General features: G+C 73.8%; 21 protein-coding genes and 1 riboswitch. Of the genes, 4 read left to right on the forward strand and 17 right to left on the reverse strand.

Annotated elements, in window-relative coordinates:
- Window positions 1–83: 83 nt before the first annotated feature.
- The 9 genes from BKA22_RS02815 to BKA22_RS02855 form a co-directional block, all read right to left on the reverse strand.
- Window positions 84–1,946: an amylo-alpha-1,6-glucosidase gene (locus BKA22_RS02815; RefSeq protein WP_146951359.1), complete on the reverse strand. Its 1,863-nt coding sequence runs from the start codon at window positions 1,944–1,946 to the stop codon at window positions 84–86.
- Window positions 1,943–3,898 carry a glycoside hydrolase family 127 protein gene (locus BKA22_RS02820; protein ID WP_146951360.1) on the reverse strand — a complete coding sequence of 652 codons (1,956 nt, stop codon included), beginning with the start codon at window positions 3,896–3,898 and terminating at the stop codon, window positions 1,943–1,945. Before BKA22_RS02820 ends, BKA22_RS02815 begins: the two co-directional genes overlap by 4 nt.
- 63 nt (window positions 3,899–3,961) lie before the next feature.
- Window positions 3,962–4,780 (reverse strand): carbohydrate ABC transporter permease, encoded by an 819-nt coding sequence (locus tag BKA22_RS02825; RefSeq protein WP_146951361.1) that lies wholly within the window; start codon window positions 4,778–4,780, stop codon window positions 3,962–3,964.
- Entirely contained in the window at window positions 4,777–5,763 is a 987-nt protein-coding gene (locus BKA22_RS02830; RefSeq protein ID WP_146951362.1) for a carbohydrate ABC transporter permease, read from the reverse strand. Before BKA22_RS02830 ends, BKA22_RS02825 begins: the two co-directional genes overlap by 4 nt.
- A gap of 40 nt (window positions 5,764–5,803) precedes the next feature.
- Window positions 5,804–7,066 (reverse strand): sugar ABC transporter substrate-binding protein, encoded by a 1,263-nt coding sequence (locus BKA22_RS02835; protein WP_146951363.1) that lies wholly within the window; start codon window positions 7,064–7,066, stop codon window positions 5,804–5,806.
- 61 nt (window positions 7,067–7,127) lie between these two features.
- Window positions 7,128–8,153, reverse strand: coding sequence for a LacI family DNA-binding transcriptional regulator (locus BKA22_RS02840; RefSeq protein ID WP_146951364.1), 1,026 nt, complete (start codon window positions 8,151–8,153; stop codon window positions 7,128–7,130).
- Window positions 8,154–8,497: 344 nt separating this feature from the next.
- Window positions 8,498–8,779 (reverse strand): DUF167 domain-containing protein, encoded by a 282-nt coding sequence (locus BKA22_RS02845; protein ID WP_146951365.1) that lies wholly within the window; start codon window positions 8,777–8,779, stop codon window positions 8,498–8,500.
- A 35-nt stretch (window positions 8,780–8,814) separates the two neighbouring features.
- Window positions 8,815–9,810, reverse strand: coding sequence for a malate dehydrogenase (locus tag BKA22_RS02850; protein ID WP_146951366.1), 996 nt, complete (start codon window positions 9,808–9,810; stop codon window positions 8,815–8,817).
- A 178-nt stretch (window positions 9,811–9,988) separates the two neighbouring features.
- Window positions 9,989–11,206, reverse strand: a complete 1,218-nt coding sequence (locus BKA22_RS02855; protein ID WP_146951367.1) for an NADP-dependent isocitrate dehydrogenase — start codon at window positions 11,204–11,206, stop codon at window positions 9,989–9,991.
- 258 nt (window positions 11,207–11,464) lie between these two features.
- Between BKA22_RS02855 and BKA22_RS02860 the strand changes: the two genes are divergently transcribed.
- Complete coding sequence (locus BKA22_RS02860) at window positions 11,465–12,544, forward strand: aquaporin (protein WP_218866496.1); 1,080 nt, start codon at window positions 11,465–11,467, stop codon at window positions 12,542–12,544.
- A gap of 101 nt (window positions 12,545–12,645) precedes the next feature.
- On the opposite strand, the gene BKA22_RS02865 is transcribed toward BKA22_RS02860, so the two are convergent.
- The gene (locus BKA22_RS02865; RefSeq protein ID WP_179561615.1) at window positions 12,646–13,011 is read right to left on the reverse strand and encodes a DUF3017 domain-containing protein; all 366 of its coding nucleotides are present in this window, start codon (window positions 13,009–13,011) and stop codon (window positions 12,646–12,648) included.
- 35 nt (window positions 13,012–13,046) lie between these two features.
- On the opposite strand from BKA22_RS02865, the gene BKA22_RS20250 reads away from it, so the two are divergent.
- On the forward strand, window positions 13,047–14,324 hold the full coding sequence (locus BKA22_RS20250) for an NAD(P)/FAD-dependent oxidoreductase (RefSeq protein WP_146951368.1): 1,278 nt from the start codon (window positions 13,047–13,049) through the stop codon (window positions 14,322–14,324).
- Window positions 14,325–14,356: 32 nt separating this feature from the next.
- Here the strand turns inward: BKA22_RS20250 and purH are convergent, their stop codons facing one another.
- The gene (purH, locus tag BKA22_RS02875; protein ID WP_146951369.1) at window positions 14,357–15,982 is read right to left on the reverse strand and encodes a bifunctional phosphoribosylaminoimidazolecarboxamide formyltransferase/IMP cyclohydrolase; all 1,626 of its coding nucleotides are present in this window, start codon (window positions 15,980–15,982) and stop codon (window positions 14,357–14,359) included.
- A 55-nt stretch (window positions 15,983–16,037) separates the two neighbouring features.
- Window positions 16,038–16,132: riboswitch (ZMP/ZTP riboswitch) on the reverse strand.
- A gap of 31 nt (window positions 16,133–16,163) precedes the next feature.
- The gene (gene purN, locus BKA22_RS02880; protein WP_146951545.1) at window positions 16,164–16,802 is read right to left on the reverse strand and encodes a phosphoribosylglycinamide formyltransferase; all 639 of its coding nucleotides are present in this window, start codon (window positions 16,800–16,802) and stop codon (window positions 16,164–16,166) included.
- Between the two features lie 182 nt (window positions 16,803–16,984).
- Here purN and BKA22_RS02885 point away from each other — a divergent pair, with 182 nt between their 5' ends.
- Window positions 16,985–17,536, forward strand: a complete 552-nt coding sequence (locus tag BKA22_RS02885; protein WP_146951370.1) for a hypothetical protein — start codon at window positions 16,985–16,987, stop codon at window positions 17,534–17,536.
- Window positions 17,537–17,608: 72 nt separating this feature from the next.
- Here BKA22_RS02885 and BKA22_RS02890 read toward each other — a convergent pair whose 3' ends face one another.
- The 4 genes from BKA22_RS02890 to BKA22_RS02905 form a co-directional block, all read right to left on the reverse strand.
- Complete coding sequence (locus tag BKA22_RS02890; RefSeq protein WP_179561616.1) at window positions 17,609–18,979, reverse strand: cell division protein PerM; 1,371 nt, start codon at window positions 18,977–18,979, stop codon at window positions 17,609–17,611.
- Window positions 18,980–19,069: 90 nt separating this feature from the next.
- Window positions 19,070–19,963, reverse strand: a complete 894-nt coding sequence (sucD, locus tag BKA22_RS02895) for a succinate--CoA ligase subunit alpha (RefSeq protein ID WP_146951371.1) — start codon at window positions 19,961–19,963, stop codon at window positions 19,070–19,072.
- A 36-nt stretch (window positions 19,964–19,999) separates the two neighbouring features.
- The gene (gene sucC, locus BKA22_RS02900) at window positions 20,000–21,187 is read right to left on the reverse strand and encodes an ADP-forming succinate--CoA ligase subunit beta (protein ID WP_146951372.1); all 1,188 of its coding nucleotides are present in this window, start codon (window positions 21,185–21,187) and stop codon (window positions 20,000–20,002) included.
- Window positions 21,188–21,463: 276 nt separating this feature from the next.
- Window positions 21,464–22,738 carry an ROK family transcriptional regulator gene (locus BKA22_RS02905; protein ID WP_179561617.1) on the reverse strand — a complete coding sequence of 425 codons (1,275 nt, stop codon included), beginning with the start codon at window positions 22,736–22,738 and terminating at the stop codon, window positions 21,464–21,466.
- A gap of 36 nt (window positions 22,739–22,774) precedes the next feature.
- Here BKA22_RS02905 and BKA22_RS02910 point away from each other — a divergent pair, with 36 nt between their 5' ends.
- The gene (locus BKA22_RS02910) at window positions 22,775–23,635 is read left to right on the forward strand and encodes a LacI family DNA-binding transcriptional regulator (RefSeq protein ID WP_179561618.1); all 861 of its coding nucleotides are present in this window, start codon (window positions 22,775–22,777) and stop codon (window positions 23,633–23,635) included.
- Window positions 23,636–23,696: 61 nt separating this feature from the next.
- Here the strand turns inward: BKA22_RS02910 and BKA22_RS02915 are convergent, their stop codons facing one another.
- Complete coding sequence (locus BKA22_RS02915; protein ID WP_146951375.1) at window positions 23,697–25,862, reverse strand: alpha-galactosidase; 2,166 nt, start codon at window positions 25,860–25,862, stop codon at window positions 23,697–23,699.
- Between the last annotated feature and the right edge of the window lie 24 nt (window positions 25,863–25,886).

Below are 25,886 nucleotides of genomic sequence, written 5' to 3' on the forward strand. Positions count from 1 at the left end.
GATCGGTCGCGGCAGGACCGACCGGACGAACCGGCCGGACGAACCGGCCGGGCCGGCCGGACCGCCGCCGCGCCCGCCGCGCGTCAGCCCGCGGCCACCCCCGCCAGGTACAGGTACGCGCTCGCCGTCCACGTGTACGCCCGGTCCCGCAGGCCCGTGCCCTCCAGCGCGTCGAAGTTCTCCGCGAACCCGTGCACCTCGCACAGCCGCCGGAAGCGCGCGCTCACGTCGTCCGCGAGGTCGTCCCTGCCCGCCCGCCGCAGACCCTCGACGAGCAGCACCGTCGACGGCGCCCAGATCGGCCCCCGCCAGTAGCCGTCCGACTCGTACTGCGGTGTTCCCGGCAGCTGCGTCGCCGGACCCCACGCCGTCAGGTGCGGACCGACCGCCGCCACCAGGGCATCGACGACGTCCCGCGGCAGGTGCTCGGCGGCCAGCAGGGACAGCAACGGCAGCAGGCTCTGCGAACGGCTGCGCTCCCCCGTGCGGGCGTGCACCGAGGCGAAGCCCGTGCCGTCCCACAACCCGAGCAGTGCCTGCGCCATCGCGTCCCGCTCGACCCGCCAGCCCGCCGCCTCGTCGCGGCCGACGCGTCCGACGGCCTGAGCGGTCGACTCGTCGACCGGCTGATCCGCGAGCTCGTCGGCCAGGCCCGCCAGCACGTCGAGCTGCACGACGAGGAACGCGGCCAGGTCCGGCGTCTCGAGCACGCGCCCCGCGTCGAACGTGGTCGCGTTGTCCCAGCCGCTGTCGTTGCCGTGCTGGTAGTGCGCGAGGGCGTGGCCCGGCACGCGGCGGTACTCGAGCCAGAACCGTGTCCAGCGTGCCAGCGCGTCGTACAGCTGCCGCAGCTGCTCGGGCCGCAGCGGCGTGCCCGCGATCGCCCGCAGCGTGGCCACCGCCCACCCGTGCACCGGTGGCTTGACGAAGTTGCGCAGCACCTCCGAGTGCGCCACCGAGTCCGGCAGCGCCCCCTGCTCGTCCTGGTGGTCGAACATCACGAGCATCTGCTCGACCGCCGCGTCCGGATCACCCGGCGCGAGGGCCAGGGCGTTGAAGCAGTGGTCCCAGCTCCAGACCTTGTCCATCCAGTGCTTCGACATGAGGATCGCCTCGCGGCGCAGGAAGCCCGCGGGCCGCACGGTCGCCGACCACAGCACGTAGGCCGCGAGCGCGGCACCCGGCGCATGCGCGTCCGGCCACGGCGCCAGGCGCTCGCGGTAGCGCGCGAACTCCGCAGTCCGCTGCGCGACGAGCTCGTCGAACCCCAGGACGGGACGGAACGGGTCACGGGCGGTGCCGAGCTCCTCGACGACCGCCTCCCAGCTCTCGCCCCCGGGGTCGCCCCCCAGCTCGACCGCACGCTCGGCCCGGCCCAGCGCCTCGCCGCCGACGACCGTCATCCGACCGGCGAGGCACGTGACGCGGTACCGCTGACCGGTCTCGTAGGAGGTGAGGACCACGGAGGCGTCGATCGGGTCCTCGAACAGGTACAGCCCGGTGAACGGCGTCAGGGCCGAGCTCGGGTCCACGAGCCGCAGGCCCAGCGCGCTGCCTCGCAGCCGCACCGCGTCGGTGCCGTCGAAGGCCGCCTCGACCACGCCCTTCCCCTGCGCGCCGCCCTCGCGCACCCAGCGCAGCACGGACGGGTCCGCCTCCCAGCGGGTCGGCACGGAGGTCGGCACGGAGATGGGCACGGAGGTGGGCACGGGGGTGGGCGCAGAGCCGGAGGCGACAGTCGGCCCTGTCGGCACGAGCCGCAGCACCGGGTGCATGCCCGTCTGGTGCGAGACCAGGTGCACGTCGTCCGCCGTGGTGTGCAGCGCGACGACCGGCGACAGGTCGAGCCACGAGCCGCGCGCGCTGAACGGGATCTCGCGCACGTCGAACGAGGGCAGCCCCCGCGCCCCGTCCGCCGCAGCCGGCGCCCCTGCACGCGTGCTCATCGGGCCGGCAGCCAGACGCGCATCTGGGCCGGCCCCTGCTCGGCCCAGCGGTGGTACGGCACGAGGACGAGGTCGGTCTCGTGCCCCTGCGTGCCGGGGCTCGCGTCCGTGGCACCGGGTCCGTACGCCCACGGCTGCTCGTGCGAGGCGGCTGCCCGGACCCGCACGCGCGCACCGTCGCCGTCGCTCACCGGCTCGACCGTCGCGTCGAGCACCACCCCGGCCAGGTCGATGCCCGCCGCGTCGGTCGACTGCGCGCACAGCACGAGCGGGCCGCGCTCCACCGCGACGCAGCCGCGGACCGCGTCGATCCGCGGGTCGGGCCAGGTCAGCCGCGGCGACACGTCCAGCTCGAGCCGCACCTGCTCGCCCGGGACGAGCACCCGGGTCACGGTTGCGAGCCCGGCGGACACCTCACGGGTCACGCCGCGGTCCGTCAGACGGGCCGTGGTCGTCCAGGACGGCACGCGCAGCGCCAGGGTCACGGGCGTCGAGGGCGCCTCGGCGACCTCGACGACGACGACCCCGTCCTCGGGGTACCGCGTCCGCACGTCGACGACCAGCCGGTCGCCGGTCCCGTCGGGGAGGACCGCCTCCACGCGGCCCGACGCGTGCTGCAGGAGCTCGAGCGTGCGCCCGTGCGTCGCCGCGACGTAGGCGGACCAGCTCGCCAGGGTGCGCGCGACGTTCGTCGGGCAGCACGAGACGTCGAACCACGCGGCACGGACGCCGCCCTCGGCCCGCGGGCTGACCTCGTCCTCGTCGGGCGCGCCGCCGGCCGTGCGCTGGTGCAACGGGTTGGCGTAGAAGAACGCGCGACCGTCGGAGCGGGGCGAGGTCGCCACGACGTTGAAGTAGGTGCGTTCCATCAGGTCGACGTACCGCAGCTCGCCGGTCGCCAGGTAGAGGCGCCACGACACCATCGCGGAGGCGATGCCCGCGCACGTCTCGCAGTAGGCGCGGTCGGGCGGCAGCTCCCAGTCCTCGCCGAACCCCTCGTCCTGGTGCCGCGAGCCCATGCCGCCCGTCAGGTAGGTGCGCCGGGCGACCGTGCGGTCCCACTGGCGCGTCACCGCGTCGAGCAGCTCGCCGTCGTGCTGGTCGACCGCGACGTCGACGGCGGCGGCCGACAGGTACAGCGCGCGCACCGCGTGCCCGCGCCACACGTCGGCCTCACGGATCGGCACGTCGTCCTGGAAGTACGCCCGGCCGAGCGGGATGTCGGCGAGCGTGCCGTGCCCGCGTCGGTCGAGGAACAGCGCCGCCTGCTGCACGTAGCGCTCCTCGCCGAGCGCGCGGCCCAGCTCGACGAGCCCGACCTCGATCTCCGGGTGCCCGCAGATGCCCGGGTTGCCGTCCGGCCCGAACGTCGCGCACACGTGGTCCGCGGCGCGTCGTGCGACGTCGACCAGCAGGTCGTCCGGTCCGGCGGTACGCACCCGGGCGACCGCGGCCTGCAGCAGGTGACCGACGCAGTAGAGCTCGTGTCCCATCTCCAGGTCGCTGTAGCGCGGCGCCTGCCCCGCGTGCCCGAAGCACGTGTTGAGGTACCCGTCCTCGTCCTGCGCGGCGGCCACCCGCCGGGTCAGCCGGTCCAGTGCCGCCTCGGCCGCGTCGTCACCGGTGCGGGCGACCTCCCAGGCGAGCCCTTCCATCAGCTTGTAGACCTCGGAGTCCGAGAAGCACCAGCCGGGGCGGTCCGGGCCCGTCGTGCCGTCGGCGACCCGGTCGAAGTTCGCCAGCCACCCCAGCCGTTCCATCCACTGCTCGCAGTGCGCGAACGTCTGCTCGGCGTTGGTCCGCTGCCGGTCCGCCCAGAACCCCTCGGTCAGGGTGACCCGGGTGAGGTCCAGCGGGAGCCGGGCCCCACGGGCGGGCACGACGGGCCGGCCGTGGGCCGAGCCGGACGTGGGCCGGGCCGGCGCAGGGCGCACGAGATCAGGGGTGGTCATGGGGAGGTGCTCCGATCGCACGGGAAGGACGGCAGGCGGGGGTGGGCGCGCTCGCCCGACGGGTCAGTCCTTGATGGCTCCGGCCGTGACCCCTGCCGCGACGTACCGCTGGGCGACGACGAGCAGGATCGCCGCCGGCACCGAGGCGATGACCGCGGTCGCCATGATCGAGTTCCACTCGGTCGTGTTGTTGCCGATGTACTTGTAGATGCCCAGCGTGATCGGGATCAGGTCGCCGTTGCGGTTGAGCGTCGAGGCGAAGATGAAGTCCGACCAGGCCCACAGGAACGCGAACAGCGACACCGTGATCGCGGAGTTGCGGCTCACGGGCAGCACGACCGACCAGAACGTGCGGAACGTGCCCGCGCCGTCGATCGTCGCGGCCTGGATGAGCTCGCGCGGGATGCCCTGCATGAACGCGGTGAACAGCAGCACGCCGAACGGGACCGCCACGGTGGAGTCGGCCACGACCAGGCCCCAGACCGTGTTGAGCATCCCGGCCTTCATGTAGATGACGTAGAAGCCCATGGCCATGACGACCGCGGGGATCATCTGGGCGACGAGCAGCAGGAAGTTGAGCACGCCCGCCCCACGCGGCCGCAGCTTGGCCAGCGCGTAGCCGGCGGGCGCGGAGATCAGCAGCGTGAGCACCACGCAGCCGAGGCCGACGAGCAGGCTGGTGCCCAGCGCGGGCATCTGCTGGCGGAACACGGCCTGGTAGCCCTCGAACGTGGGGTCCCAGGGGAACCAGTGCGGGGGGTCGGAGCGCATGTCGCTGGTCTTGGTGAACGAGACGTTCACCATCCAGTACACGGGGAAGAGCATCACGGCGGTGAGGACGACACCGAGGGCCGTCCGCCACCAGGATCGGCGGCTGGTCATGACTGGTCCTGTCGACGCTGGAGGTGGAGGTAGAGGAACCCGAACGCCAGGGCGATGACGATGAGCAGGTTGCCGACGGCCGCTGCGGGCGAGAAGTCGGGCTGCCCGGTGCCGAAGGCCTCGCGGTAGGACCAGGTGGCGAACGTGGTCGAGGCGTCCCCGGGACCGCCCTTGGTCATGATCCAGATGATGTCGACGACCTTGAGCGTGTAGATCAGGCCGAGCAGCAGCGTGATCGCCGAGACGGGTCGCAGCAGCGGGAACGTGATCCGCCAGAACTGCTGGCGCCCGGTCGCGCCGTCGAGCGAGGCGGCCTCGTACAGGTCGGACGGGATGTTCTGCAGCCCGGAGTAGAGGATCACCAGGTTGAACGGGATGCCCAGCCAGATGTTGGCGATGACCACGGACCACAGCGCCCAGTCGGGCGAGGTCAGCCAGTTGATCGGGTCGGCACCGAAGGCCCGCAGCACCGCGTTGACGATGCCGTTGTCGGAGTTGAGCATCCAGGCCCAGGTCGAGCCGGACACGATGAGCGGCAGGAGCCACGGCACGAGGAACATGCCGCGCAGCACGCCCGAGAGCCGGAAGCTGGTCCGGAAGAACACCGCGAGGGCCAGGCCGGCCGCGTACTGGAACAGGATCGACAGGACCGTGAACAGCGCGGTGTTGAGCAGAGCCTTGGGGAAGGTCGCCGAGGCGAAGACGTCCGCGTAGTTCGCGAACCCGACCCACTCGGCGTTCCCCTGGACGAACGCCCGGGGGGTGTAGTCGTGCAGGCTGAGGTCGAGGTTGCGGATCAGGGGGTAGGCGTAGAACACCGCCAGGTACACGACGAGCGGCGTCAGGAACGCCCAGGCCGCCCACTGGGTCGAGGGTCGGCGGGTGCGGCTGCCCCGGGCCGGGGCAGGTGCGGCGCTGCTGACGAGCGCCACACCTGCCGACGGGTCCGGCGCCCCGACCGCGTGCGTCAGGGTCGAGTCCATGTCGAACGGTCCTTGCTGTGCGAGGGCGAGCGAGGGTGGGTCAGCTGGTGGCCGCGACGGCCGCCTCCTGGGCCGTGGCGAGCGCGTCGGCCGGGCTGGCCGCACCGCTCAGGGAGTTCTGCACCGCGCTCCACAGCTGCTCGGAGATCTTCGGGTAGGCGGTGCCCAGGTTGTCGCTCGTGCGGCCCTTGGCGGCCTTGACGGCGTCGACCCAGGGCGCGAGGTCCGGGTTGTCGGCGAGCAGCGCCGCCTGGCCCTCGGCCGTCGGCGGGATGTAGTACGCGAAGGTGGTGGCCGTCTCGACCATGCCCTCGGTGCTGGTCATGCACTCCACGATCTTCTTGGTCGTGTCGTAGCGCGCGGTGTCCTTCTGCACGGGCACGGTGATGAACTCGCCGCCCGTGGGGGCGGGGGCCGCGCCGCCGTCCTTCGCGGGGATCTGGATGATGCCCGTCGGGAAGTCGGCCTCGGCCGCGCTGTTGACCTGCCACGTGCCGTTCTCGCCGAACGCGAAGTCGCCCGTGAGGAACTCCTCCCAGGTGGTGTTCTGGGAGTTCTGGATGACCGAGTTCGGCGCGAGGCCGTCGTTGACCCAGCCGGTCCACAGGTCGAGCGCGGAGACCGCTGCGTCGGAGTCGAGCTCGGTCAGGTCGGCGCCGGCTCCCCAGAACCACGGGAGGAACTGGAACGAGCCCTCCTCGGTGCCGATCCCGGCGAACGTGATGCCCTTGTGCCCGGCGGCCGTGACGGTCTGGAGCGCCGCGGTGAGCGAGTCCCAGTCGGTGATCGTCGCGGGGTCGATGCCGGCCTCGTCGAGGATCGTCTTGTTGTAGTAGAGCGCCAGCGTGTTGGCCCCGATCGGGATGCCGTAAGTGTCGCCGTCGATCTCCCCGGCCGCGATGAGGTTCGGGTCGATCGCCGAGGTGTCGAAGCCGAACTCCTCGGTGGTGGTGAGCATGCCGGTGTCGGCGAGCGTCGAGACGGCCGGGTTGTCGAGCAGGATCACGTCGGGCGACGTGCCCTCCTGCGCGGACAGCAGCGCCTGGTTGGTCAGCGCGGTGGTGTCGTAGGCCGTGCGCTCGATGGTGACGCCGGCGTCCTCGCCGCAGGTCTGCACCCGCTTCGCCCAGTCGGACGACTCGTCGTGCTGCGGGTACGGGTCCCACCAGGTGTAGGTGCCGCCACCGGCGTCGGTGGCGGTGTCGTCCGAGCCGGAGCCCGACGAGCACGCGGCCAGACCGGCCACGGACAGCGCCGCCACACCGAGCACCCCGACGACGCGGGTGCGAGAAGTCCTTCGCATCACAGTGCTTCCTCCTTGAATCAGTGATGTACCTGCGGGACGCGCCACGAGGCGCGTCGGCTCAACGCCCGGGGCGGGGTGCCCCCGTGCTCCCCCTGTCCACGAGCTCCGGCGAGATGAACCGGACCCCGTGCGGTTCTGGGAGTCCCGTGCGGGACTCGATGCGGCGGACGAGCTGGCGGACAGCCAGCTGGCCGAGCCGGTCGGGCGCGCTCTCGATGGACGAGAACGGCAGCGAGAAGGTGCGGGCGAACTCGTCGGAGTACCGGCCGATGACCGACAGGTCGGCGGGCGAGCTCAGGCCCCGGACGTGCAGCGCGGACGGCAGCGCGGCCGCGGCGGCCTCGTTGTGCACGAGCAGCCCGGTGACGTCGGGGTGCGCGTCGAGGATCGCGGTGATGTCCCGGCCGACCTGCGGCTGCTGCGCGGCGGCCGACGCGGTGCGCAGCCGCACGCCCCGCAGCTCGGCCTCCTCGAGCGCGGCGTCCTGCAGGCGCCACACGTAGGCGCCGCCGCGCTCGACGACGTGCTCGGGCTGGGAGACGAGGAGCAGCTCGCGGTGCCCCAGCCGCACCAGGTGGTCGACCATGAGCCGGCCCGCCTCGGCGAAGTCGAGGTCGAAGACGTCGAGGTCGCGCGGGTCGCCCGGCAGGCCGATGAGGGCGCCGGGCTGCGACGCGGCGCGCAGGACCTCGAGCCGGTCGTCCTGGTCGGCCACGTTGAGCAGCACGACGCCGTCGACCATGCGCGAGTCGGTGATGCGCTTGAGGGCCCGGGCGCCGTCGGCCTCGGAGACGAGCAGGATGTCGTAGCCGAGCTCCCGGGCGGTGTTCGAGACGCCCAGGATGTACTGCAGCATCGCGGGGGCGAACTCGTCGGGCAGGAACTGCGCGAGCAGGCCGATGACCATGGTCTGCGAGGTGGCCAGGGCCCGGGCGCCGGCGTTCGGCGTGTAGCCGAGCTGCTCGACGGCGGCCAGCACGCGCACCTGGATCTCGGGCGAGGTGACCTTCTTGCCGGAGAGCACGTTGGACGCCGTGCTGCGGGAGACGCCCGCGACGCGGGCGACGTCACCGATGGTGGCCACTGTGCTCTCCGTTCTTCCCGTTCGTCGTCGAACCGGTTCGCTGAACGTACGCCAGAGTGGTCGCCCGACGCAAGCAGCACGGGCGCGGGCACTTGAAGTGACCTCTGACCTGGTCTTTTACCCTCAGCGGCGAGGTCACGGATCGAGACGGGCGCCGCGAGCACAGGCTCCGCGGCTGGCTGCACAGCCAGACGGGAACGCTCTCATGCCTCTGACCTGCAGTGATGTCAGCGAAGCGGTTCGTTCGCCCAGCCGGAGACCTCACGGCACGGCTGACGGACAGGGAGAGAAGAGGCCCGACGGCCCGAGACGGGCGCCGTGCTGTCACGCAGACGACCCGCTCGTCAGACGGTCGGGTCCTTCAGCAGCGTGACGAGCCGCGCCACCTCGTCCGGGTCGAGCCCGTCGACCTCGACGACCTTGTCGCGGCTCGTCGCACCCATGACCAGGCGGACGTGACGAGGTCGGACGCCGAGCGCGGTGGCGACCGCCTCGAGAGCGGCCGCCGTCGCCGCTCCGTCGACCGCACGGGCGCTGACGGCGACCACCAGCGCGTCGCCGTGCGCGCCGCCCACGCGGGTGCGCGAAGCCCCGGGCTTGACCCTGATGGCCACCCGAGCAGCCATCACGCTCCCCGCCGTGGGCCCGCTCGGCGCACGCCTCAGACCAGACCCAGCGCGCGCACGGCCTCGCGCTCCTCGACCAGCTCGGCCACCGAGGCGTCGATCCGCGCCCGCGAGAACGCGTCGAGCTCCAGGCCCGGCACGATCGTGAAGGCGCCGCCGGTCGCCGTCACGGGGAACGACGCGACGAGCCCGGCAGGCACGCCGTACGAGCCGTCGGAGACGACACCCGCGGAGGTCCAGTCCCCCGCCGGCGTGCCGTGCACCCACGTGTGCACGTGGTCGATCGCCGCGTTCGCCGCCGACGCGGCCGACGACGCCCCGCGGGCCTCGATGATCGCCGCGCCCCGCTTGGCGACCGTGGGGATGAACGTCTCGTGCACCCAGCCCTCGTCGTCGATCACCTCGAGCGCCGGACGGCCGGCGATCGTCGCGTGCGACAGGTCCGGGTACTGGGTGGCCGAGTGGTTGCCCCAGATCGCCAGCCGCGCGATGTCGTCCACCGAGGAACCGGTGCGGGCCGCCACCTGGGCGAGCGCGCGGTTGTGGTCCAGCCGGGTCATCGCCGTGAAGCGGTCGGCCGGCACGTCGGGGGCGTGCTGCTGCGCGATGTACGCGTTGGTGTTCGCCGGGTTGCCGACCACCAGCACCCGCACGTCGTCGGCCGCGCCGGCGTTGATCGCCGCACCCTGCGGGCCGAAGATCCCGCCGTTCGCCGAGAGCAGGTCACCCCGTTCCATGCCCGCCGTGCGCGGGCGGGCGCCCACCAGCAGCGCCACGTTCGCGCCGGCGAAGGCGGCCGTCGCGTCGTCGTGGATGTCCACACCGGCGAGCAGGGGGAAGGCGCAGTCGTCGAGCTCCATCGCGGTGCCCTCGGCGGCCTTCAACGCCTGCGGCACCTCGAGCAGGTGCAGGTGCACGGGGGTGTCCGGTCCGAGCAGCTGGCCCGAGGCGATCCGGAACAGGAGTGCGTACCCGATCTGGCCGGCGGCCCCGGTGACGGTGACGTGGACGGGGTTGGCTGCTGCGGGCACGGGCGCACTCCTTTGTTCGCTCCTCGGGCTGCGTGAACGTCGCCCGTGCAAGGCACGCTACCTGGCCGGACGTCGTCCGTCAGGCGTACGGAGCGGCGTGTGGGTGCCGGACCGTGGTGCGCCGACGGCCGGCCTCCGTCCCGTGCGGGAGGAGCCGGCCGTCAGCGGTGCGGGACCCTCAGGCCAGGCGCGCCGCGAGGTTCTCGTCGAGCGCGGCCAGGAAGTCCTCGGTGGTCAGCCAGGCCTGCTCCGGGCCGACCAGGAGCGCGAGGTCCTTGGTCATCTTCCCGGACTCGACCGTGGCGATCACGACGTCCTCGAGCGTCTGCGCGAACTGCGTGACCTCGGGGGTGCCGTCGAGCGCACCGCGGTGCTTGAGGCCGCCGGTCCAGGCGTAGATCGAGGCGATCGGGTTGGTCGAGGTCGGCTTGCCGGCCTGGTGCTGGCGGTAGTGCCGGGTCACCGTGCCGTGCGCCGCCTCGGCCTCGACGGTCTTGCCGTCGGGCGTCATCAGAACCGAGGTCATGAGGCCGAGCGAGCCGAAGCCCTGCGCGACGGTGTCGGACTGCACGTCGCCGTCGTAGTTCTTGCAGGCCCAGACGTAGCCGCCCTCCCACTTCATGGCCGAGGCGACCATGTCGTCGATGAGACGGTGCTCGTAGGTGAGGCCGGCCTCGGCGAACGCGGCGGCGTACTCGGCGTCGAAGACCTCCTGGAACAGGTCCTTGAACTGGCCGTCGTAGGCCTTGAGGATCGTGTTCTTGGTCGAGAGGTACACCGGGTACCCGCGCTGCAGCCCGTACGCGAACGAGGCGCGCGCGAAGTCCCTGATCGACTCGTTGAAGTTGTACATGCCCATCGCGACGCCGCCACCCTCGGGGTACGTCACGACCTCCTGCTGGATCGGCTCGGAGCCGTCCGCGGGGGTGAACGTCAGGGTCAGCGTGCCCGCGCCGGGCACCTTGAAGTCGGTCGCCTTGTACTGGTCGCCGAACGCGTGACGGCCGATGATGATCGGCTTGTTCCAGCCCGGCACCAGGCGCGGGATGTTCGAGATGATGATCGGCTCACGGAACACCACGCCGCCGAGGATGTTGCGGATGGTCCCGTTCGGGGACTTCCACATCTTCTTCAGGCCGAACTCCTCGACGCGCGCCTCGTCGGGCGTGATCGTGGCGCACTTGACGCCCACGCCGTGCTCGGCGATGGCGTGCGCGGCGTCGACCGTCACCTGGTCGTCGGTGGCGTCCCGGTTCTGGATCGACAGGTCGTAGTAGCGCAGGTCGATGTCGAGGTACGGGTGGATCAGGCGGTCCTTGATGAACTGCCAGATGATGCGCGTCATCTCGTCACCGTCGAGCTCGACGACGGGGCCGACGACCTTGATCTTCGCCATGCGAGGGTCTCCTGTGCTGGGGGCGGGGTCCGCCCAGCAGATTACTCGACATCGAGAGACTTCGGGGTGCCGGCCCCGGCGGCTGGACGGGCGCTGTGAAACAGAGGGCCGATGCGCGTCCAGGCGCCCGGAACGGGCGATCCTGGCACGACCGGCTGGCATGCTGGCCCTGACCATGCACGCCGGGTCGCCGCACCGCGACGAACCCGCACCGCGGGCGGCTCACGCCGCTCCCCGCACCTGACCGACAGGACCCACATGTCCCAGGACAACGCTGACAAGACCACCCCGGAGACGGCCGAGGTGCCGGAGACCACGGAGACCGTCGAGACCGCGGTCGAGACCGACGCAGCCGTCGAGCCCGAGACCCCGGTCGACGCCGTCGTCGAGCCCGAGACCGAGCCGGTCGCAGAGCCGGTCGTCGAGCCCGTGGCCGTCGTTGAGCCGCCCGTCGCGTTCGCGGCACCCGCGCCCGTTCCCGCACCCGTTCCTGCGCCCGTTCCTGCGCCCGACGTCGTCACGCTGACCGAGGTCGCGTTCGGGGACGACGTGCTCGTGGCCGCAGCCCCGACCGGCCCCGGGCTGGCCGCGCGCCTGGGCGCCGAGGCGTTCGGCACCTTCCTGCTCGTGCTGGCCGGTGTCGGCACCGCGCTCTACGCCAGCGTCTCCGGCGTCACGACGTTCGGGGTCGCCGTCGCGTTCGGCTTCGCGCTCACCGCCGGCATCGCGGCCGTCGGGCACATCTCGGGCGGCCACTTCAACCCCGCCGTGACGTTCGGCGCGGTCCTCGCCGGCCGCACCCCGGTCCGTGACCTGCTCCCCTACTGGCTCGTCCAGGTCGTCGCCGGCATCGCCGCGACCGCCGTGCTGTACGTCGTGGCGAGCACGCTGCCCGCGCTCGACGGCCAGGTGTCCACGTTCTTCGCCGCGGCCTCCAACGGCTACGGCGATCACTCCCCGATCGTCGCGCAGGTCGACGAGGGGTTCCCGCTCGTGGCTGCGCTGCTCATCGAGTTCGTCGCCGTGGCCGTCCTCGTCGGCGTGATCCTCGGGGTCACCGACCGGCGTGCGTCGTCCGTCAACGCCCCCGTCGTCATCGGCCTCACGCTGGTCGCCGTGCTGCTCGTCACGATCCCGGTCACCAACGGTGCGATCAACCCCGCCCGGGCGCTCGCCACGGCCGTCTTCTCCGGCTCCGAGCTGCTCAAGCAGGTCTGGGCGTTCTGGGTCGCCCCGCTCGCCGGCGCGGCCGTGGCCGCGCTCGTCTACCGCGCGTTCGCCACGTCGCCCGCGCTCGAGGACGACGACGAGATCGTCGAGGTCGTCGAGCTCGTCTGACCGACCGCCACGAAGGGCCCGGGACCGGCAGCAGCGGTCCCGGGCCCTTCGCGTGTCCACGACTCGCGCGTCCACGACCACCTCTGGTCGAGGTCGGCGGCTCAGCGGGCGGTCGAGGCCAGACCGTCCGGCAGGATCACGGTCAACGCGCCGATCGTCAGTGCGAAGAACACCAGCAGACCGACGTCCACGGACTTGCGGCGGACCGACACCGCGACCGGACCCGGGGACGGCAGCACCGCCCGGAGCACGGCGCAGGCCGCCGCGATCACGGCGAACGCGTAGCCACCGGCCCGGGTCCCCACGACGAGCGCGATGACGGTCGCGACCACGATCGCGCCCGCGGTCCACCACAGCGACGCGTTCTCCCCGGCCGCGAGCGACGCCCGGGCGATCGCGCGCGGGTCCAGCACCTGCTGCTCGACCGGGATCGTGCCCGTCGTGACCTGCTCGCCCTGCTGCTCCATCGATCGCCTCCGCCCGGGAGACTACCGTTGCGGGCGTGAGCCGACCGCCGTCGTCGCCGCCCCGCGCCGTCCTCGTCGTCGGAGCAGGCCTGGCGGCCACCCAGACCGTCGCCGCGTTGCGCGAGCGTGGCTTCGACGGGCACGTGCGCGTGCTCGGGGCCGAGGGGGTGGCGCCCTACGACCGACCCCCGCTGTCCAAGCACCTGCTCGACCGCCCCGACCCCGCCCTCCTGGCCGACGAGCTCGGTATCGACGTCACCGGGCTCGCCGACGACGTCCGGCTCGCCAGCCCGGTGCACGGCCTGGCGGTCACCGGCCAGGGCGTCGAGGCGGCGACGGAGGACGGGACCTTCACCGCGGACGCCGTCGTGCTCGCCACCGGTGCCCGCGCGGTCCGACCGGCCGGCTGGGAGCCCGCGCTCACGCTGCACACCGCGGCCGACGCGGCCGTCCTCCGGGCGCGCCTGCGTACCGGTCACCGCCTCGTCGTCATCGGCGCGGGCTGGATCGGGGCCGAGGTCGCCGGCGTGGCCGCCGCGGCGGGCGTCGAGGTCACGGTCGTCGAGGCGTCCGGCGTGCCGCTGGCGCGGGCGCTCGGGGACGAGGCCGGGACCCTCACCGAGCCCTGGTACGCCGCGGCCGGTGTCGAGCTGGTCACGGGGGCCCAGGTCGTGCAGGTGCGCGCCGACGGCGTCCGGCTCGCCGACGACCGGGTGCTGCCGGCCGACACGGTCCTGGCGGCCGTCGGTGCTCGGCCGGCCACGGCCTGGCTCGCGGGCAGCGGCCTCCCGCTCGAGCCGGACGGGTCGCTCCGGGTCGACGAGGGGTACGCGGTGCTCGGCGCCCCGCCCTCGGTCCGGGCCGTCGGGGACGTCGCGCTGCGCCGCTCGGCACGGCACGGCTGGGTGCCCGGGGGGCACTGGGACGCGGCGCTGCGCGGACCGGCCACGATGGTCGACGCACTGCTGTCCGTGCCCGACGGACCTGGCAGTACCGGCGGTACCGGCGGTACCGGGCCGACGCTCGAGGACCTCGCACCGTACGTGTTCTCGACCCAGCTCGGGCACGAGCTCGCGCTCGTCGGGCAGCGCCGCCCAGGTGACGAGCTGGTCCTGCGCGGCGATCCTGCCGGACCCGACGGCTGGACGGCCCTGTGGTGCGCAGGCGACGAGGTCTCGGCCGTGCTGAGCGTCGACCGCCCGCGCGACGTCGCCGCCGCTCGGCGGGCCTTCTCACACGCCGGACTGCCTCGGGTCGACACGTCCGCGCTGCGCGACCTCGACCGCCCGCTGCGGGACGCGCTGCACGGCTGAAGCACCGTGCAGCGCGTCCGCGCGTCAGTGCCTCAGTGGGCGAAGTGCCGGGTGCCCGTCAGGTAGAGCGTCACGCCCGCCGCTGCGGCCGCGGCGACGACCTCCGGGTCGCGCACCGAGCCCCCGGGCTGCACGACGGCCCGCACGCCCGCGTCGAGCAGCACCTGCAGGCCGTCGGCGAACGGGAAGAACGCGTCCGAGGCCGCCACGGCACCGCGGGCGCGCTCGACGTCACCGGTGTTGGCCCGCTCGACCGCGAGCCGGCAGGAGTCGACGCGGTTGACCTGACCCATGCCCACGCCCACGGAGGCGCCGTCGGCCGCCAGCAGGATCGCGTTCGACTTCACCGCACGCACGGCGCGCCAGGCGAACACCAGGTCGGCGAGCGTGGCCTCGTCGGCCGCCTCACCGGCAGCCAGCGTCCACGTCGTGGGGTCGTCACCGCCCGCGTCGATCCGGTCGGCCTGCTGCAGCAGCACGCCACCCGTCACGGGACGGAGCTCCACCGGACCGCGCGCGGGCCCCGCGACCGTGAGCAGCCGGACGTTCTTCTTCTGCCGGAGGATCTCGAGCGCCTCGGGCTCGAAGGCCGGTGCGACGACGACCTCGGTGAACACCGGGGCGATCTGCTCGGCTGCGGCCCTGGTCAGGGTCCGGTTGGTGGCGATGACGCCGCCGTAGGCCGAGACCGGGTCGCACGCGTGGGCCTTGGCGTGCGCATCGGCGACGTCCGCGCCGACCGCGATCCCGCACGGGTTGGCGTGCTTGATGATCGCGACGGCCGGCCCGTCGTGGTCGTGCGCGGCCCGCCAGGCGGCGTCGGCGTCGACGTAGTTGTTGTAGCTCATCTCCTTGCCGTGCAGCTGCTCGGCGGTGGCAAGGCCCGCCTTCGCGTCGTCGGCGAGGTACAGCGCGGCGCCCTGGTGCGGGTTCTCGCCGTAGCGCAGCACGTGGCCGCGGGTCCACGTGGCGCCCAGGAACGCGGGGAACCGGGACTCGGTGGCGACCTCGTCGGGCGCGTAGGCCGAGGCGAACCAGGACGCGACGGCCACGTCGTAGGACGCGGTGTGCGCGAAGGCGTCGGCGGCCAGGCGGCGACGCTCGGCCAGCGTGAACCCGCCGGCCGTCGCGGCGGCGACCACGTCGTCGTAGCGGGCGGGGTCGACGACCACGGCCACGCTCGGGTGGTTCTTGGCAGCGGCACGCACCATCGACGGCCCGCCGATGTCGATCTGCTCGACGCACTCGTCCGGGCCCGCACCCGAGGCGACGGTCGCGGTGAACGGGTACAGGTTGACCACGACCAGCTCGAAGGGCGCGACACCGAGCTCGTCGAGCTGGGCGAGGTGGTCGGGACGACGGGTGTCGGCCAGGATCCCGGCGTGCACGCGCGGGTGCAGCGTCTTCACACGCCCGTCGAGGCACTCGGGGAACCCGGTGAGCTCCTCGACGCGCGTGACGGGCACACCGGACGCCGCGACGGTGGCGGCCGTCGAGCCGGTGGAGACGAGCTCGACGCCGGCCGCGTGCAGCGCCGTGGCGAGCTCGACCAGGCCGGTCTTGTCGTAGACGCTCAGCAGCGCGCGACGCAGCGGGCGACGGGTGTCGGCGGCGGCGGGATCGGCGACGGGGGCCAACGGGGACAGGTCGTGCGACATGGCGACTCCTGGGTCGAGACCGCGAGGGACGACGCGGCCGGTGCGAGGACACGGACCCAGGCACCCAGGCGGACGGTGCTCTGCAGGGGGACTGCTCGGCCGCTCCCCGGTGGTCGATCCCACCTCGGTTCGCCAGTCACGGCCGCGGCCGAGTCTACCGGCACCCGGCTACGAGGCCGCCTCAGCCGCCGGCGGGCACGACCACGCGTCGCCCGTCGACCCGCAGGCCTCCACGGGCGATCCGTCCCACCCACTCGACCAGCAGCGCGCGCTCGACGACCTTGATCCGCTCGTGCAGCGTCTCCTCGTCGTCCCCGTCGAGGACGGCGACGGCCGCCTGCGCGACGATCGGGCCGGTGTCCACCCCCGCGTCCACGACGTGCACCGTGCACCCGGTCACACGCGCGCCGTAGGCGAGCGCATCACGCACGCCGTGCGCCCCCGGGAACGCGGGCAGCAGCGCCGGGTGGGTGTTCACCACCCGGTCGGCGAACCGCTGCAACACGGGCGCCCCCAGGATCCGCATGAAACCCGCGCTCACCACGACGTCCGGACGGAAGACGGCGATCGCCTCGGCGAGCGCGGCGTCCCACGCGGGCCGGTCGGCGAAGTCCGCCGGTGCGACGACCGCCGTCGGCACCCCGGCTGCGCGCGCGAGCGACAACCCCCCGGCACCGGACCGGTCGCTGACCACGCCGACGACACGTCCGCCCCACGTCGCGTCGTCGTGCACGTCCAGCAGCGCCGCGAGATTCGTCCCGGCGCCGGACACGAGCACCACGACCCGTCCGGAGGTGCGGGTGGGCGCCGCGGGTGGCACGGGGCCGTCGGCGGCGCCGGCTGCGGTGCCGGCTGCGGCGGGGCGGGTCGGCTGGCTCGTCACGCGCCGACCCTAGCCCGACCCCCGACCGGACGCCCCGGCACTCCAGGGCACGCACACGCGCAGCGCGGGCACGGCCGGACACGACCGGGCACGTCCCCCGGGTGCGCGAGAATGCCCGGGTGAGCAACCCGTACGCGCCGCCGGACCCGACCCGCGAGGCCCCCGCATCGCCGCCCGCAGGTCCGAGCCACCCGCGAGCGCCGCACGGGCCCACCCCCGCAGGCATGCCGGGACACCCCGGACCGCGCCCGGCGCCGACCCCGCGCCCGGTCGACGAGGCCCTGGCTGCACGGGCCGCCTGGCACGCGCGGCTGTTCGGGCTCCTGGTGCTCTCCTCGCTGCTGGTCAGCACGCTGCCGCTGCCCTGGCAGGCCGCCTCGCTCGTGTTCGCCCTGGTGGGGCTCGTGGTCGGTGGCCGGGCGCTGCAGCTGGCGCTGCGCTCGGGCGCCCGCGGCAGCCTGCCTGCCGCGCTCGGGCTCGGTGTCGCGGTGGCGTTCTTCTGGTCGTTCGTGACGGCCGGCATGCTGCTGCTGTGGCCCGTGCAGGTCGCCCATCAGGAGTGCGTGGCGGGTGCCCTCACGGTGAGCGCCCGGCACGCGTGCGAGCAGCAGTACGAGCAGGACCTCAAGGACTGGCAGTCCCGGCTCGAGCAGCGGGCCGCGACGGCCTGAGGACCGCGTCGGCCCACGGACACACCGGCAGCGACCGCCCACTGCACGTCACTGCACGTCACGTCACGGCCGTCAGTCGCGTGCGGGCACGGTCTCCGAGCGGGTGTCGTTCTCGGCGCCGTCCCTCGCGCCTGCCGGATCGACCCCGGTCGTCCCGGTCGTCGCACCGGGCCGCACCTGACGCCGCCCACCGCGCAGGGCGGACCGGACCAAGGGTTCACCGGGCACGGCGAGCAGCAGCGCGCCGACCAGCACCTCGGCCGCGACCGCTCCCGCGACCGACCACGGCGCGCCCCCGACGACCGCCATGCTGCCCGGACCCACCGGGCCGGAGGCGAGCCGGACGAGCACCAGCGTGAGGGCACCGGCGGTCAGCGCGAGCGAGCCGAGCGCCACGAACAGGTCACGCACACGCTCCACACGCAGGCGTCGGTGCACCGCCCAGCCGACCAGCGCACCCACCATCACCACGAGGACGGGCGCGTAGGCCATCGCACCGCCGGCGGCGTCCGGCGTCGGCAGGGCACCGAGCATGGGGATCGTCGGCAGCGGGACGGCCACCACCTCGGCGGGCGCGAACCGGCTGCCGTCCCCGACGGCGAAGCCCGGACCAGCCACCCAGCTCAGCGCCCACACGACGAGGTTGGGGACGAACGCCAGCTCGGTCACGGCGAGCACGGCACCGCCGATGACGTCGAGGTTGAGCGCACGCACCAGGTCCGTGACGGTCGCCCGCCCCGCGAGGACCCAGACGGAGGAGAGCACGGCGGCCACCACGACGAGCACCGCGACCGCGAGCAGGCCGGCGGCCGACCCCACCCGCACGGGCGCGGGCACCCGCGTCCAGACCGGTCGGGTCAGCGCGCGCCAGGTCGGTGCCTCGGGGCGCGCCAGCAGCCCTCCGCCGAGGCCCGCCGCACCGACCACGGCCGCCCCGAGGAGGGCGGCCATCAGCCTCCAGCCGCCGACACCCACGGCCAGTGCGACCAACGACGCGACCAGCACGTAGGCGAGGACCCCGGCCGTGAAACCGGCGCGGGTCGCCAGGCCGGACCTGCGGGCGGAGGCGTAGCAGCTGAACACCGCCAGGGCGCTCACGCCGAGCGGCACCAGACCGACCGTCGTGCCCCCGACGTCCATCGGCACGCCGTGCCCGAGCAGCCACAGCCCGGCGCCCACCCCGACCGAGCGGAACCAGCCGACGCCCTCGTTGGACGGGTCGGCCGACGTGGCGACGTAGGCGACGACCGCCGGGACCACGAGCACGAGCAGCGAGAGCAGCGCCCCCTGGACCGCGCACAGCACGCCGCCGATCCAGCGGGGCGCACCGTCGATCGCGCTCGTGAAGAACGGTGCCCGACGTCGCTCGTCGCCCGAGAGCACGCGACGAGGTGCCCGACCTCCGGCAGGGGTCGCCCCGGTCCGTGGTGGGGTGTCGCTCACGGCCTCATCGTCGCCGGGGCGGGCGGCCTGCGTGGCCAACCCGACCCGGCGCGTCGCGCACGAGTGTGCGAGGAACCTCTGGGGCGGCCGTCAGGACAGCAGCGCGCGGGCGAGCGCGGCCGTCTCCGACGGGGTCTTGCCGACCTTGACGCCGGCGGCCTCGAGGGCCTCCTTCTTGGCCTGCGCGGTGCCGGACGAGCCGGACACGATCGCACCGGCGTGGCCCATCGTCTTGCCCTCGGGGGCGGTGAAGCCTGCGACGTAGCCGACGACCGGCTTGGTGACGTGCTCGGCGATGTAGGCCGCGGCACGCTCCTCGGCGTCGCCGCCGATCTCGCCGATCATGACGATGACCTCGGTGTCCGGGTCCGCCTCGAACGCGGCGAGCGCGTCGATGTGGGTGGTGCCGATGATGGGGTCGCCGCCGATGCCGACGGCCGTGGAGAACCCGAGGTCCCGCAGCTCGTACATCATCTGGTACGTCAGCGTGCCCGACTTGGACACCAGGCCGATGCGGCCCGGGCCGGTGATGTCGGCCGGGATGATGCCGACGTTGGACTTGCCGGGGCTGATCAGGCCGGGGCAGTTCGGGCCGACCAGGCGCACACCCTTGTCCTGCGCGTAGGTGAAGAACTCGGCGGTGTCTGCCACCGGCACGCCCTCGGTGATGATGACGGCCAGCGGGATGCCCGCGTCGACGGCCTCGATGACGGCGGCCTTGGTGTGGGCCGGCGGCACGAAGATGACGGACACGTCGGCACCGGTCTCGGCGATGGCCTCGGCCACCGTGCCGAACACGGGCACGTCGACGGTGCCGTCACCGGTACCGGCGGGGAAGGTCACCGACGTGCCGGCCTTGCGGGGGTTGACGCCACCGACGACCTGCGTGCCGGAGGCCAGCATGCGCGTGGTGTGCTTCTGCCCCTCCGAGCCGGTCATGCCCTGGACGATGACCTTGGACGTCTCGGTCAGGAAGATCGCCATGTCTGCTGTTCTCTCGTCTCTTCGGAGGTCGGCGGGTCAGGCGACCGAGGCCAGGCGGGCGGCCTCGTCGGCGCCGCCGTCCATCGTGTCGGCGAGGGTGACGAGCGGGTGGCCGGCCTCGGCCAGGATCCGCCGCCCCTCGAGGACGTTGTTGCCGTCGAGGCGCACGACCAGCGGCTTGGACGCCTCGTCGCCGAGGATCTCCAGCGCGGCCACGATGCCGTTGGCGACCGCGTCGCACGCGGTGATGCCGCCGAAGACGTTGACGAACACCGACTTGACCTGCGGGTCGGTGAGGATGATGTCCAGCCCGGCCGCCATGACCTCGGCCGAGGCGCCGCCACCGATGTCGAGGAAGTTGGCGGGCTTGACGCCACCGTGCGCCTCGCCGGCGTAGGCGACGACGTCGAGCGTGCTCATGACCAGGCCCGCACCGTTGCCGATGATGCCGACCTCGCCGTCGAGCTTGACGTAGTTGAGGTCCTTCTCCTTGGCGCGCGCCTCGAGCGGGTCGGCGGCGGCCTTGTCCTCGAGTGCGGCGTGGTCGGCGTGCCGGAAGTCCGCGTTGGCGTCGAGCGTGACCTTGCCGTCGAGCGCGACGATCTCGCCGTCCTGCGTGAGCACGAGCGGGTTGACCTCGACGAGCGTGGCGTCCTCCTCGCGGTAGACCAGCCACAGCTTCTGCAGCACGTCGGCGACCTTGCCGGCGATCTCGGGGGCGAACCCGGCGGCGGCGACGATCTGGTCGGCCTTCGCCTGGTCGATGCCCGTGCGCGGGTCGACGGCGACCTTGGCGAGCGCGTCGGGCCGCTCGACGGCGAGCTGCTCGATCTCCATGCCGCCCTCGACGGAGCACATCGCCAGGTAGCGGCGCTCGGCGCGGTCGAGCAGGAGCGAGAAGTAGAACTCCTGGGCGATCTGCGCGCCGGCCGCGATCATCACGCGGTGCACGGTGTGGCCCTTGATGTCCATGCCGAGGATCTCGGCGGCGCGCTCGGCGGCCTCGTCGGCGGACCGGGCGAGCTTGACGCCACCGGCCTTGCCGCGGCCGCCGGTCTTCACCTGCGCCTTGACGACGACCACGCCCCCGGTGCCATCAGCCCCGCCGAGGAGCTGCGCCGCACCCGCGCGGGCCTCCTCGGGCGTCGTGGCGACCACCCCGCCGAGCACGGGCACGCCGTGCTTCTCGAAGATGTCGCGTGCCTGGTATTCGAACAGGTCCACCGCGTGGGGTCCTTCCGTCGACCTCGTGCCCTGACCGTGCGGCGCGCCCGTGCTGGGCCGGCCTGCCCTGCCGGGCCGGCTGCTGTGCCGCCGTCGATGCTAGCCGTGCCGGGCAGTTATCTCCACATCGAGATATCCGGCTCCGAGGCCGCGCCCTCGGCATGCCATCGCGGCCCCAACCCGGTCCCAACACGGGCCCAACCCGGGCCCATCGAGGCCTCATCCCCTGGTCGTCCCGAGGGTCGGACGAGCAGGCAGCGCGGGCGCTGCGCCACGTCAGAGGGCCGCGGACGACAGACCGCTGCGCCCGCCCGGCGCTCCCAGGTGCCGTGGCGCGAGCTCCTCCTGCAGCACCAGGGACGCCGCCCCGACCGCAGCGGCGTCGGCCGTCTGCGGCGAGAGCGAGACGCGCACGCGATGCTTGGCGGCGGCGAAGAACTCCTCCTCGAGCCGCCGTTCGACGATCGTCAGGTAGAGCGAGCCGGCCGTCGTGAACGAGGGCCCGGCGAGCACCAGCGAGTCCAGGTCGAGGATGTTCGCGACAGCCACGGCCGCGTCGGCGAGGTACTCGGCGGACTCCTCGACCAGCGCGACCGACAACGGGTCGCCGTGCACGGCCGCGGTGGCCACCGCGGCGAAGTCCGTGAACGGGTCGCCGTCCACGCTCAGCTGTGCGATCGAGGACCGGCCCGCCGCGACCGCAGCCCGTGCGCGGGCCGCCACGGCGCGCGGGGCCGCCAGGTCCTCGACGGTCGCGCCGGGCGAGCGGTGATCGCGGTGCAGGCGCATCCGACCGAGGGGCCCGGTGTTCGAGCTCGCACCGCGGTACACCGACCCGGCGATCACGATGCCCGCCCCGATGCTCGCACCCATGTAGATCGTGCAGTGCGCCGCCGACCCGGGGATGCGCCCGCTCCAGAACTCCCCGATCGCGGCCGCCGTCGCGTCGTTGTCGAGCACGACCGGCAGGCCGGTGGCCTCCGCGAGCGCGGTCCGCACCGGGAACCTCTGCCACCGTTCGAGCGTCCGGGAGACCAGCACGGCACCCTCGTCGAGGTCCAGCGCACCGGCCACGGCGAGCCCGACCCCGACCACCGCCGACCGGTCGACGTCGGCAGCCGTCAGCAGCACGTCGACCTGCTCGGCCAGCGTGGCCACCACGTCGCGCGGGTCACGCGAGCGGGCACCGCGCACGCGCGTCCGGGCCACCACGAACCCGCGCGCGTCGACCACCACCACCACGATCCAGTCGGCACCGAGCTGGATCCCCACGCTGCACCGGGCGAGCCGGTCGAGCGTGAGCATCACGCGCGGCTTGCCACCGGTGTACTCGCGCACGCCCGTCTCGCGGAGCAGACCCTCGTCGATGAGAGCCCGCACCGCGTGCGAGATGGCCGCCTGCGTCAGCCCCGTCGCCTCGGCGAGCTCCACCCGGCTGATCGGCGCGCGGGTGCGGACCAGGTCGAGCACCAGTCTGCGGCTGACCGAGACCGACCGTCCGGCACGTCGGTCGCCGCGGGACCCCGGCGGCACTCCCTGTGCCTGAGGCATGCGGCCAGTATGACCTGCGGGCCCATACTGCATGCCATGACGACACGCACCGGCGCGGGCCGTGCGCCGCGGTTCGGCGTCGCGCTGCAGCCCACCGTCGACGACCGCGGGCTCGAGCCGTTCTACACGGACTTCCTCGCCGGTGTGGAGGAGGAGCTCGACAGGTCCGGGGCGACCGTGCTGCTGCACGTCGTGCACGGCCTGGACGACGAGCTGGCGGCGTACCGGCGCTGGGCCCGCGACGGCCTGGTGGACGCGGTCGTGGCCGGCGACCTGGTCGAGGACGACCCGCGCGCCGCGTTCTGCGCGGACCTCGGGCTGCCGCTCGTGCTGATCGGCGGCGAGCCGGGCTGCGGGGCCTCGGTCGTCGACTACGACAACGGCGGCGCGATGCGGACCGCCGTGGCGTTCCTCGCCGACCTCGGCCACCGCCGGATCGGCCGGGTGTCCGGCCCTGCCCGCTACGCGCACACCCGGGCGCGCGACGCCGCGTTCGGTCCCGCGCTCGCCGAGCTGGGTGCGCAGGGCGTGCAGGCCGAGGGCGACTACGGCGAGGCCAGCGGTGCGGCAGCGACCCGCACGCTCCTGCAGGCACCGGAGCCGCCGACCGCGCTGGTGTACGACAACGACGTGATGGCGGTCGCCGGGCTGGCCGTGGCGGCCGAGCTGGGCGTGGACGTGCCCGGTCGGCTCTCCGTGCTCGCGTGGGACGACTCGGCGAACTGCCGCCTGTCCCACCCGCCCCTGTCGGTGGTCAGCCGGGACGTGCACGAGGTCGGTCAGGACACCGCCCGGCTGCTGCTGCGGCTGGCCGCCGGCGCGGCTCCCGAGGTGCTGACGACGCCCGGCGTGCGGGTCGTCGCGCGGGGCACCACGGGTCCGGCGCCGCGGGCCTGAGGGGCACGCGACGCCGGACCGGCCCGACCACCCGGACCACCCGGATGGGCGGGTCGGACGGTCAGCCGACGACCTCGGTGACGTGCAGCACGAGAGCCTGGGCCACCCACAGCATCGGGATCTGCAGCCCGACCGTGCCGAGCACCCGCCCGGGCAGGACGATCTCGCCGGCGCTGACCCACGGGGGCACGACCCACCCGAAGCGCGCGGTGCCGACCTCCTCACGCAGCCGTACGCGGTACAGCCGGTCGGGGTCGAGGCCGTGCAGCCGCACGCGCTCGGGGCGGGCGTCCTCGAGCGAGGCGACCGTCGCGATCGTCCACACACCCGCCTCGCGTCCGGGCGAGACGACACCCGTGACCCGCAGGGCGGGGTCGCGCACGTCGGCGTGCACCGCCGTGCCGTGGTGCAGCACGGGGCGCAGCTCGCGGTAGAGCGCGGCGAACCGCTGCAGCGTCGCGGTCTCCTCCTCCGTGCACGCGAGCACGTCCCACTCCAGGCCCGCGGAGCCCATGAGGGCCGTGGCCAGGCGGTACGACAGGTCGACGGTCCGCCCCGAGCTGTGCGCCTGCTCCGGGCCGACGTGCGCACCGACGAGCTCGGGCGGCAGCAGCAGGCCGGTCCATCGCTGGATGTCCTGCCGCTCGACGGCGTCGTTGGAGTCGCTGGCCCAGACCCGGTCGGTGACCTGCAGGATGCCCAGGTCGGTGCGCGCACCGCCCGAGGAGCAGGACTCGATCTCCAGCCCGGGGTGGGTCGCCTTGAGCTCGGCGATCAGCCGGTACGCGGCGAGGGTCTGCTCGTGCACCCCCGGTCGGCCGCCGTGCCGGGCGTCGACGAGGTCGCGGTTGTGGTCCCACTTGATGAAGTCGATGCCGAGCCGCTCGACGAGCGCGGCGATGGCGTCCCGCACGTGGGCGTAGGCCTCGGGGCGCGCCAGGTCCAGCACCCACTGCGTCCGCCAGGACAGGCCCTCGCGGGCGGGCACGTGCGCGGGGTCGTGCAGCAGCCAGTCGGGGTGCGCCCGGGCCAGGTCGGAGTCGAGGCACACCATCTCCGGCTCGAACCACAGCCCGAACTGCATGCCGAGCTCCTGCACCCGGTCGGCGAGCGGCTCGAGCCCGTCGGGCCAGACGCCGGTGTCCACGGTCCAGTCGCCGAGCCCGCGGGTGTCGTCGCGGCGGGCCGGGAACCAGCCGTCGTCGAGCACGAACCGCTCGACGCCGATGTGCGCGGCACGTTCGGCGAGCCGCAGCACGGTCGCGGGGTCGTGGTCGAAGTAGACCGCCTCCCACGTGTTGAGCACGAGCGGGCGGACGGTGCGCGGGTGCTGCGGCCGCGAGCGCAGGTACGCGTGGAACCGGGCGCTGATCCCGTCGAGCCCGGCGTCGCTCCACGCGAAGAATCCTGTGGGCGTGGCGTACGCCTGACCGGGGGCCAGCCGCACCTCGCCGGGGCGCAGCAGCTCGCCGACGCCGAGCAGCGTCGGCTGCTCGGGGAGCCGGTCGGTGCGGTAGGTCGCGTCGCCGCTCCAGCCGAGGTGCGCGGCCCACAGCTCGCCGTCACGGTCGCGGGGGTCGGCGGCGGACAGCGCCAGCAGCCACGGGTGGTCGTGCCCGGCCCGCCCGCGCCGGGTCTGCCGGACCACGGGTCCGCGCGGCAGCGGGCTCGTGGCGGGCACCTTCTCGCGGGCCCACCGGCCGGAGAACGTCGTGCAGCGGTCGGCGTGCGTGGGCACGGGCAGCGTCGTCTCGAGCCAGTGCACGCCGACGTCCTGGGTACCGTCGTTGGCAAGCTCGTGGCCGAGCGTCAGCAGTCCCCCGGGCTCGAGCCGCAGCCGCGTGGTGAGCGTCAGCCCGGCGGCCTGCGCGACGACCTCGACCGCGGTCGCACCGAGCTCGGGGCCCTCGAGCGTGGCTGCCGTTGTCGACCAGTCGACGACCAGGGGCGTCCCGTCGCGCTCGAGGAGCAGGCCCGGGCGACCGACCCAGCCGTCGGTCTCCTGCGGGAGCAGGCTCGGCTGCCACGCGGCGTCGAGCGTCGCGGGGGGCGTCTGACGGGCGACGGCGTCGGCGAGCGCAGCGAGGTCGGCCTCGTTCACCTCGCCGAGGTCCGCACCCCAGTGCAGCACGGCGGGCAGACCGGGGACGGTCAGGTCGAGGAGCACGGCGACGCCGTCGCGGCGCAGCAGGATCCGGTCGGCGGGAAGGGCAGGTCGCGAGGTCATGCGAGGTCCGTTCGGTGGGAGCGT

Source organism: Cellulomonas soli, assembly GCF_013409305.1.
GTDB classification, from domain to species: Bacteria; Actinomycetota; Actinomycetes; order Actinomycetales; family Cellulomonadaceae; genus Cellulomonas; species Cellulomonas soli.

Excerpts from the sequence above, each read along its gene's own strand:
- sucD (WP_146951371.1), bottom strand. The coding sequence starts at position 19,963 with ATGGCGATCTTCCTGACCGAGACGTCCAAGGTCATCGTCCAGGGCATG.
- BKA22_RS02845 (WP_146951365.1), bottom strand. The coding sequence starts at position 8,779 with ATGGCTGCTCGGGTGGCCATCAGGGTCAAGCCCGGGGCTTCGCGCACC.
- BKA22_RS02815 (WP_146951359.1), bottom strand. The coding sequence starts at position 1,946 with ATGAGCACGCGTGCAGGGGCGCCGGCTGCGGCGGACGGGGCGCGGGGG.
- BKA22_RS02830 (WP_146951362.1), bottom strand. The coding sequence starts at position 5,763 with ATGGACTCGACCCTGACGCACGCGGTCGGGGCGCCGGACCCGTCGGCA.
- BKA22_RS02905 (WP_179561617.1), bottom strand. The coding sequence starts at position 22,738 with ATGCCTCAGGCACAGGGAGTGCCGCCGGGGTCCCGCGGCGACCGACGT.
- BKA22_RS02860 (WP_218866496.1), top strand. The coding sequence starts at position 11,465 with ATGTCCCAGGACAACGCTGACAAGACCACCCCGGAGACGGCCGAGGTG.
- purH (WP_146951369.1), bottom strand. The coding sequence starts at position 15,982 with ATGTCGCACGACCTGTCCCCGTTGGCCCCCGTCGCCGATCCCGCCGCC.
- BKA22_RS02855 (WP_146951367.1), bottom strand. The coding sequence starts at position 11,206 with ATGGCGAAGATCAAGGTCGTCGGCCCCGTCGTCGAGCTCGACGGTGAC.
- BKA22_RS02835 (WP_146951363.1), bottom strand. The coding sequence starts at position 7,066 with ATGCGAAGGACTTCTCGCACCCGCGTCGTCGGGGTGCTCGGTGTGGCG.
- BKA22_RS02910 (WP_179561618.1), top strand. The coding sequence starts at position 22,775 with ATGACGACACGCACCGGCGCGGGCCGTGCGCCGCGGTTCGGCGTCGCG.
- BKA22_RS02825 (WP_146951361.1), bottom strand. The coding sequence starts at position 4,780 with ATGACCAGCCGCCGATCCTGGTGGCGGACGGCCCTCGGTGTCGTCCTC.
- BKA22_RS02865 (WP_179561615.1), bottom strand. The coding sequence starts at position 13,011 with ATGGAGCAGCAGGGCGAGCAGGTCACGACGGGCACGATCCCGGTCGAG.
- BKA22_RS02820 (WP_146951360.1), bottom strand. The coding sequence starts at position 3,898 with ATGACCACCCCTGATCTCGTGCGCCCTGCGCCGGCCCGGCCCACGTCC.
- BKA22_RS02915 (WP_146951375.1), bottom strand. The coding sequence starts at position 25,862 with ATGACCTCGCGACCTGCCCTTCCCGCCGACCGGATCCTGCTGCGCCGC.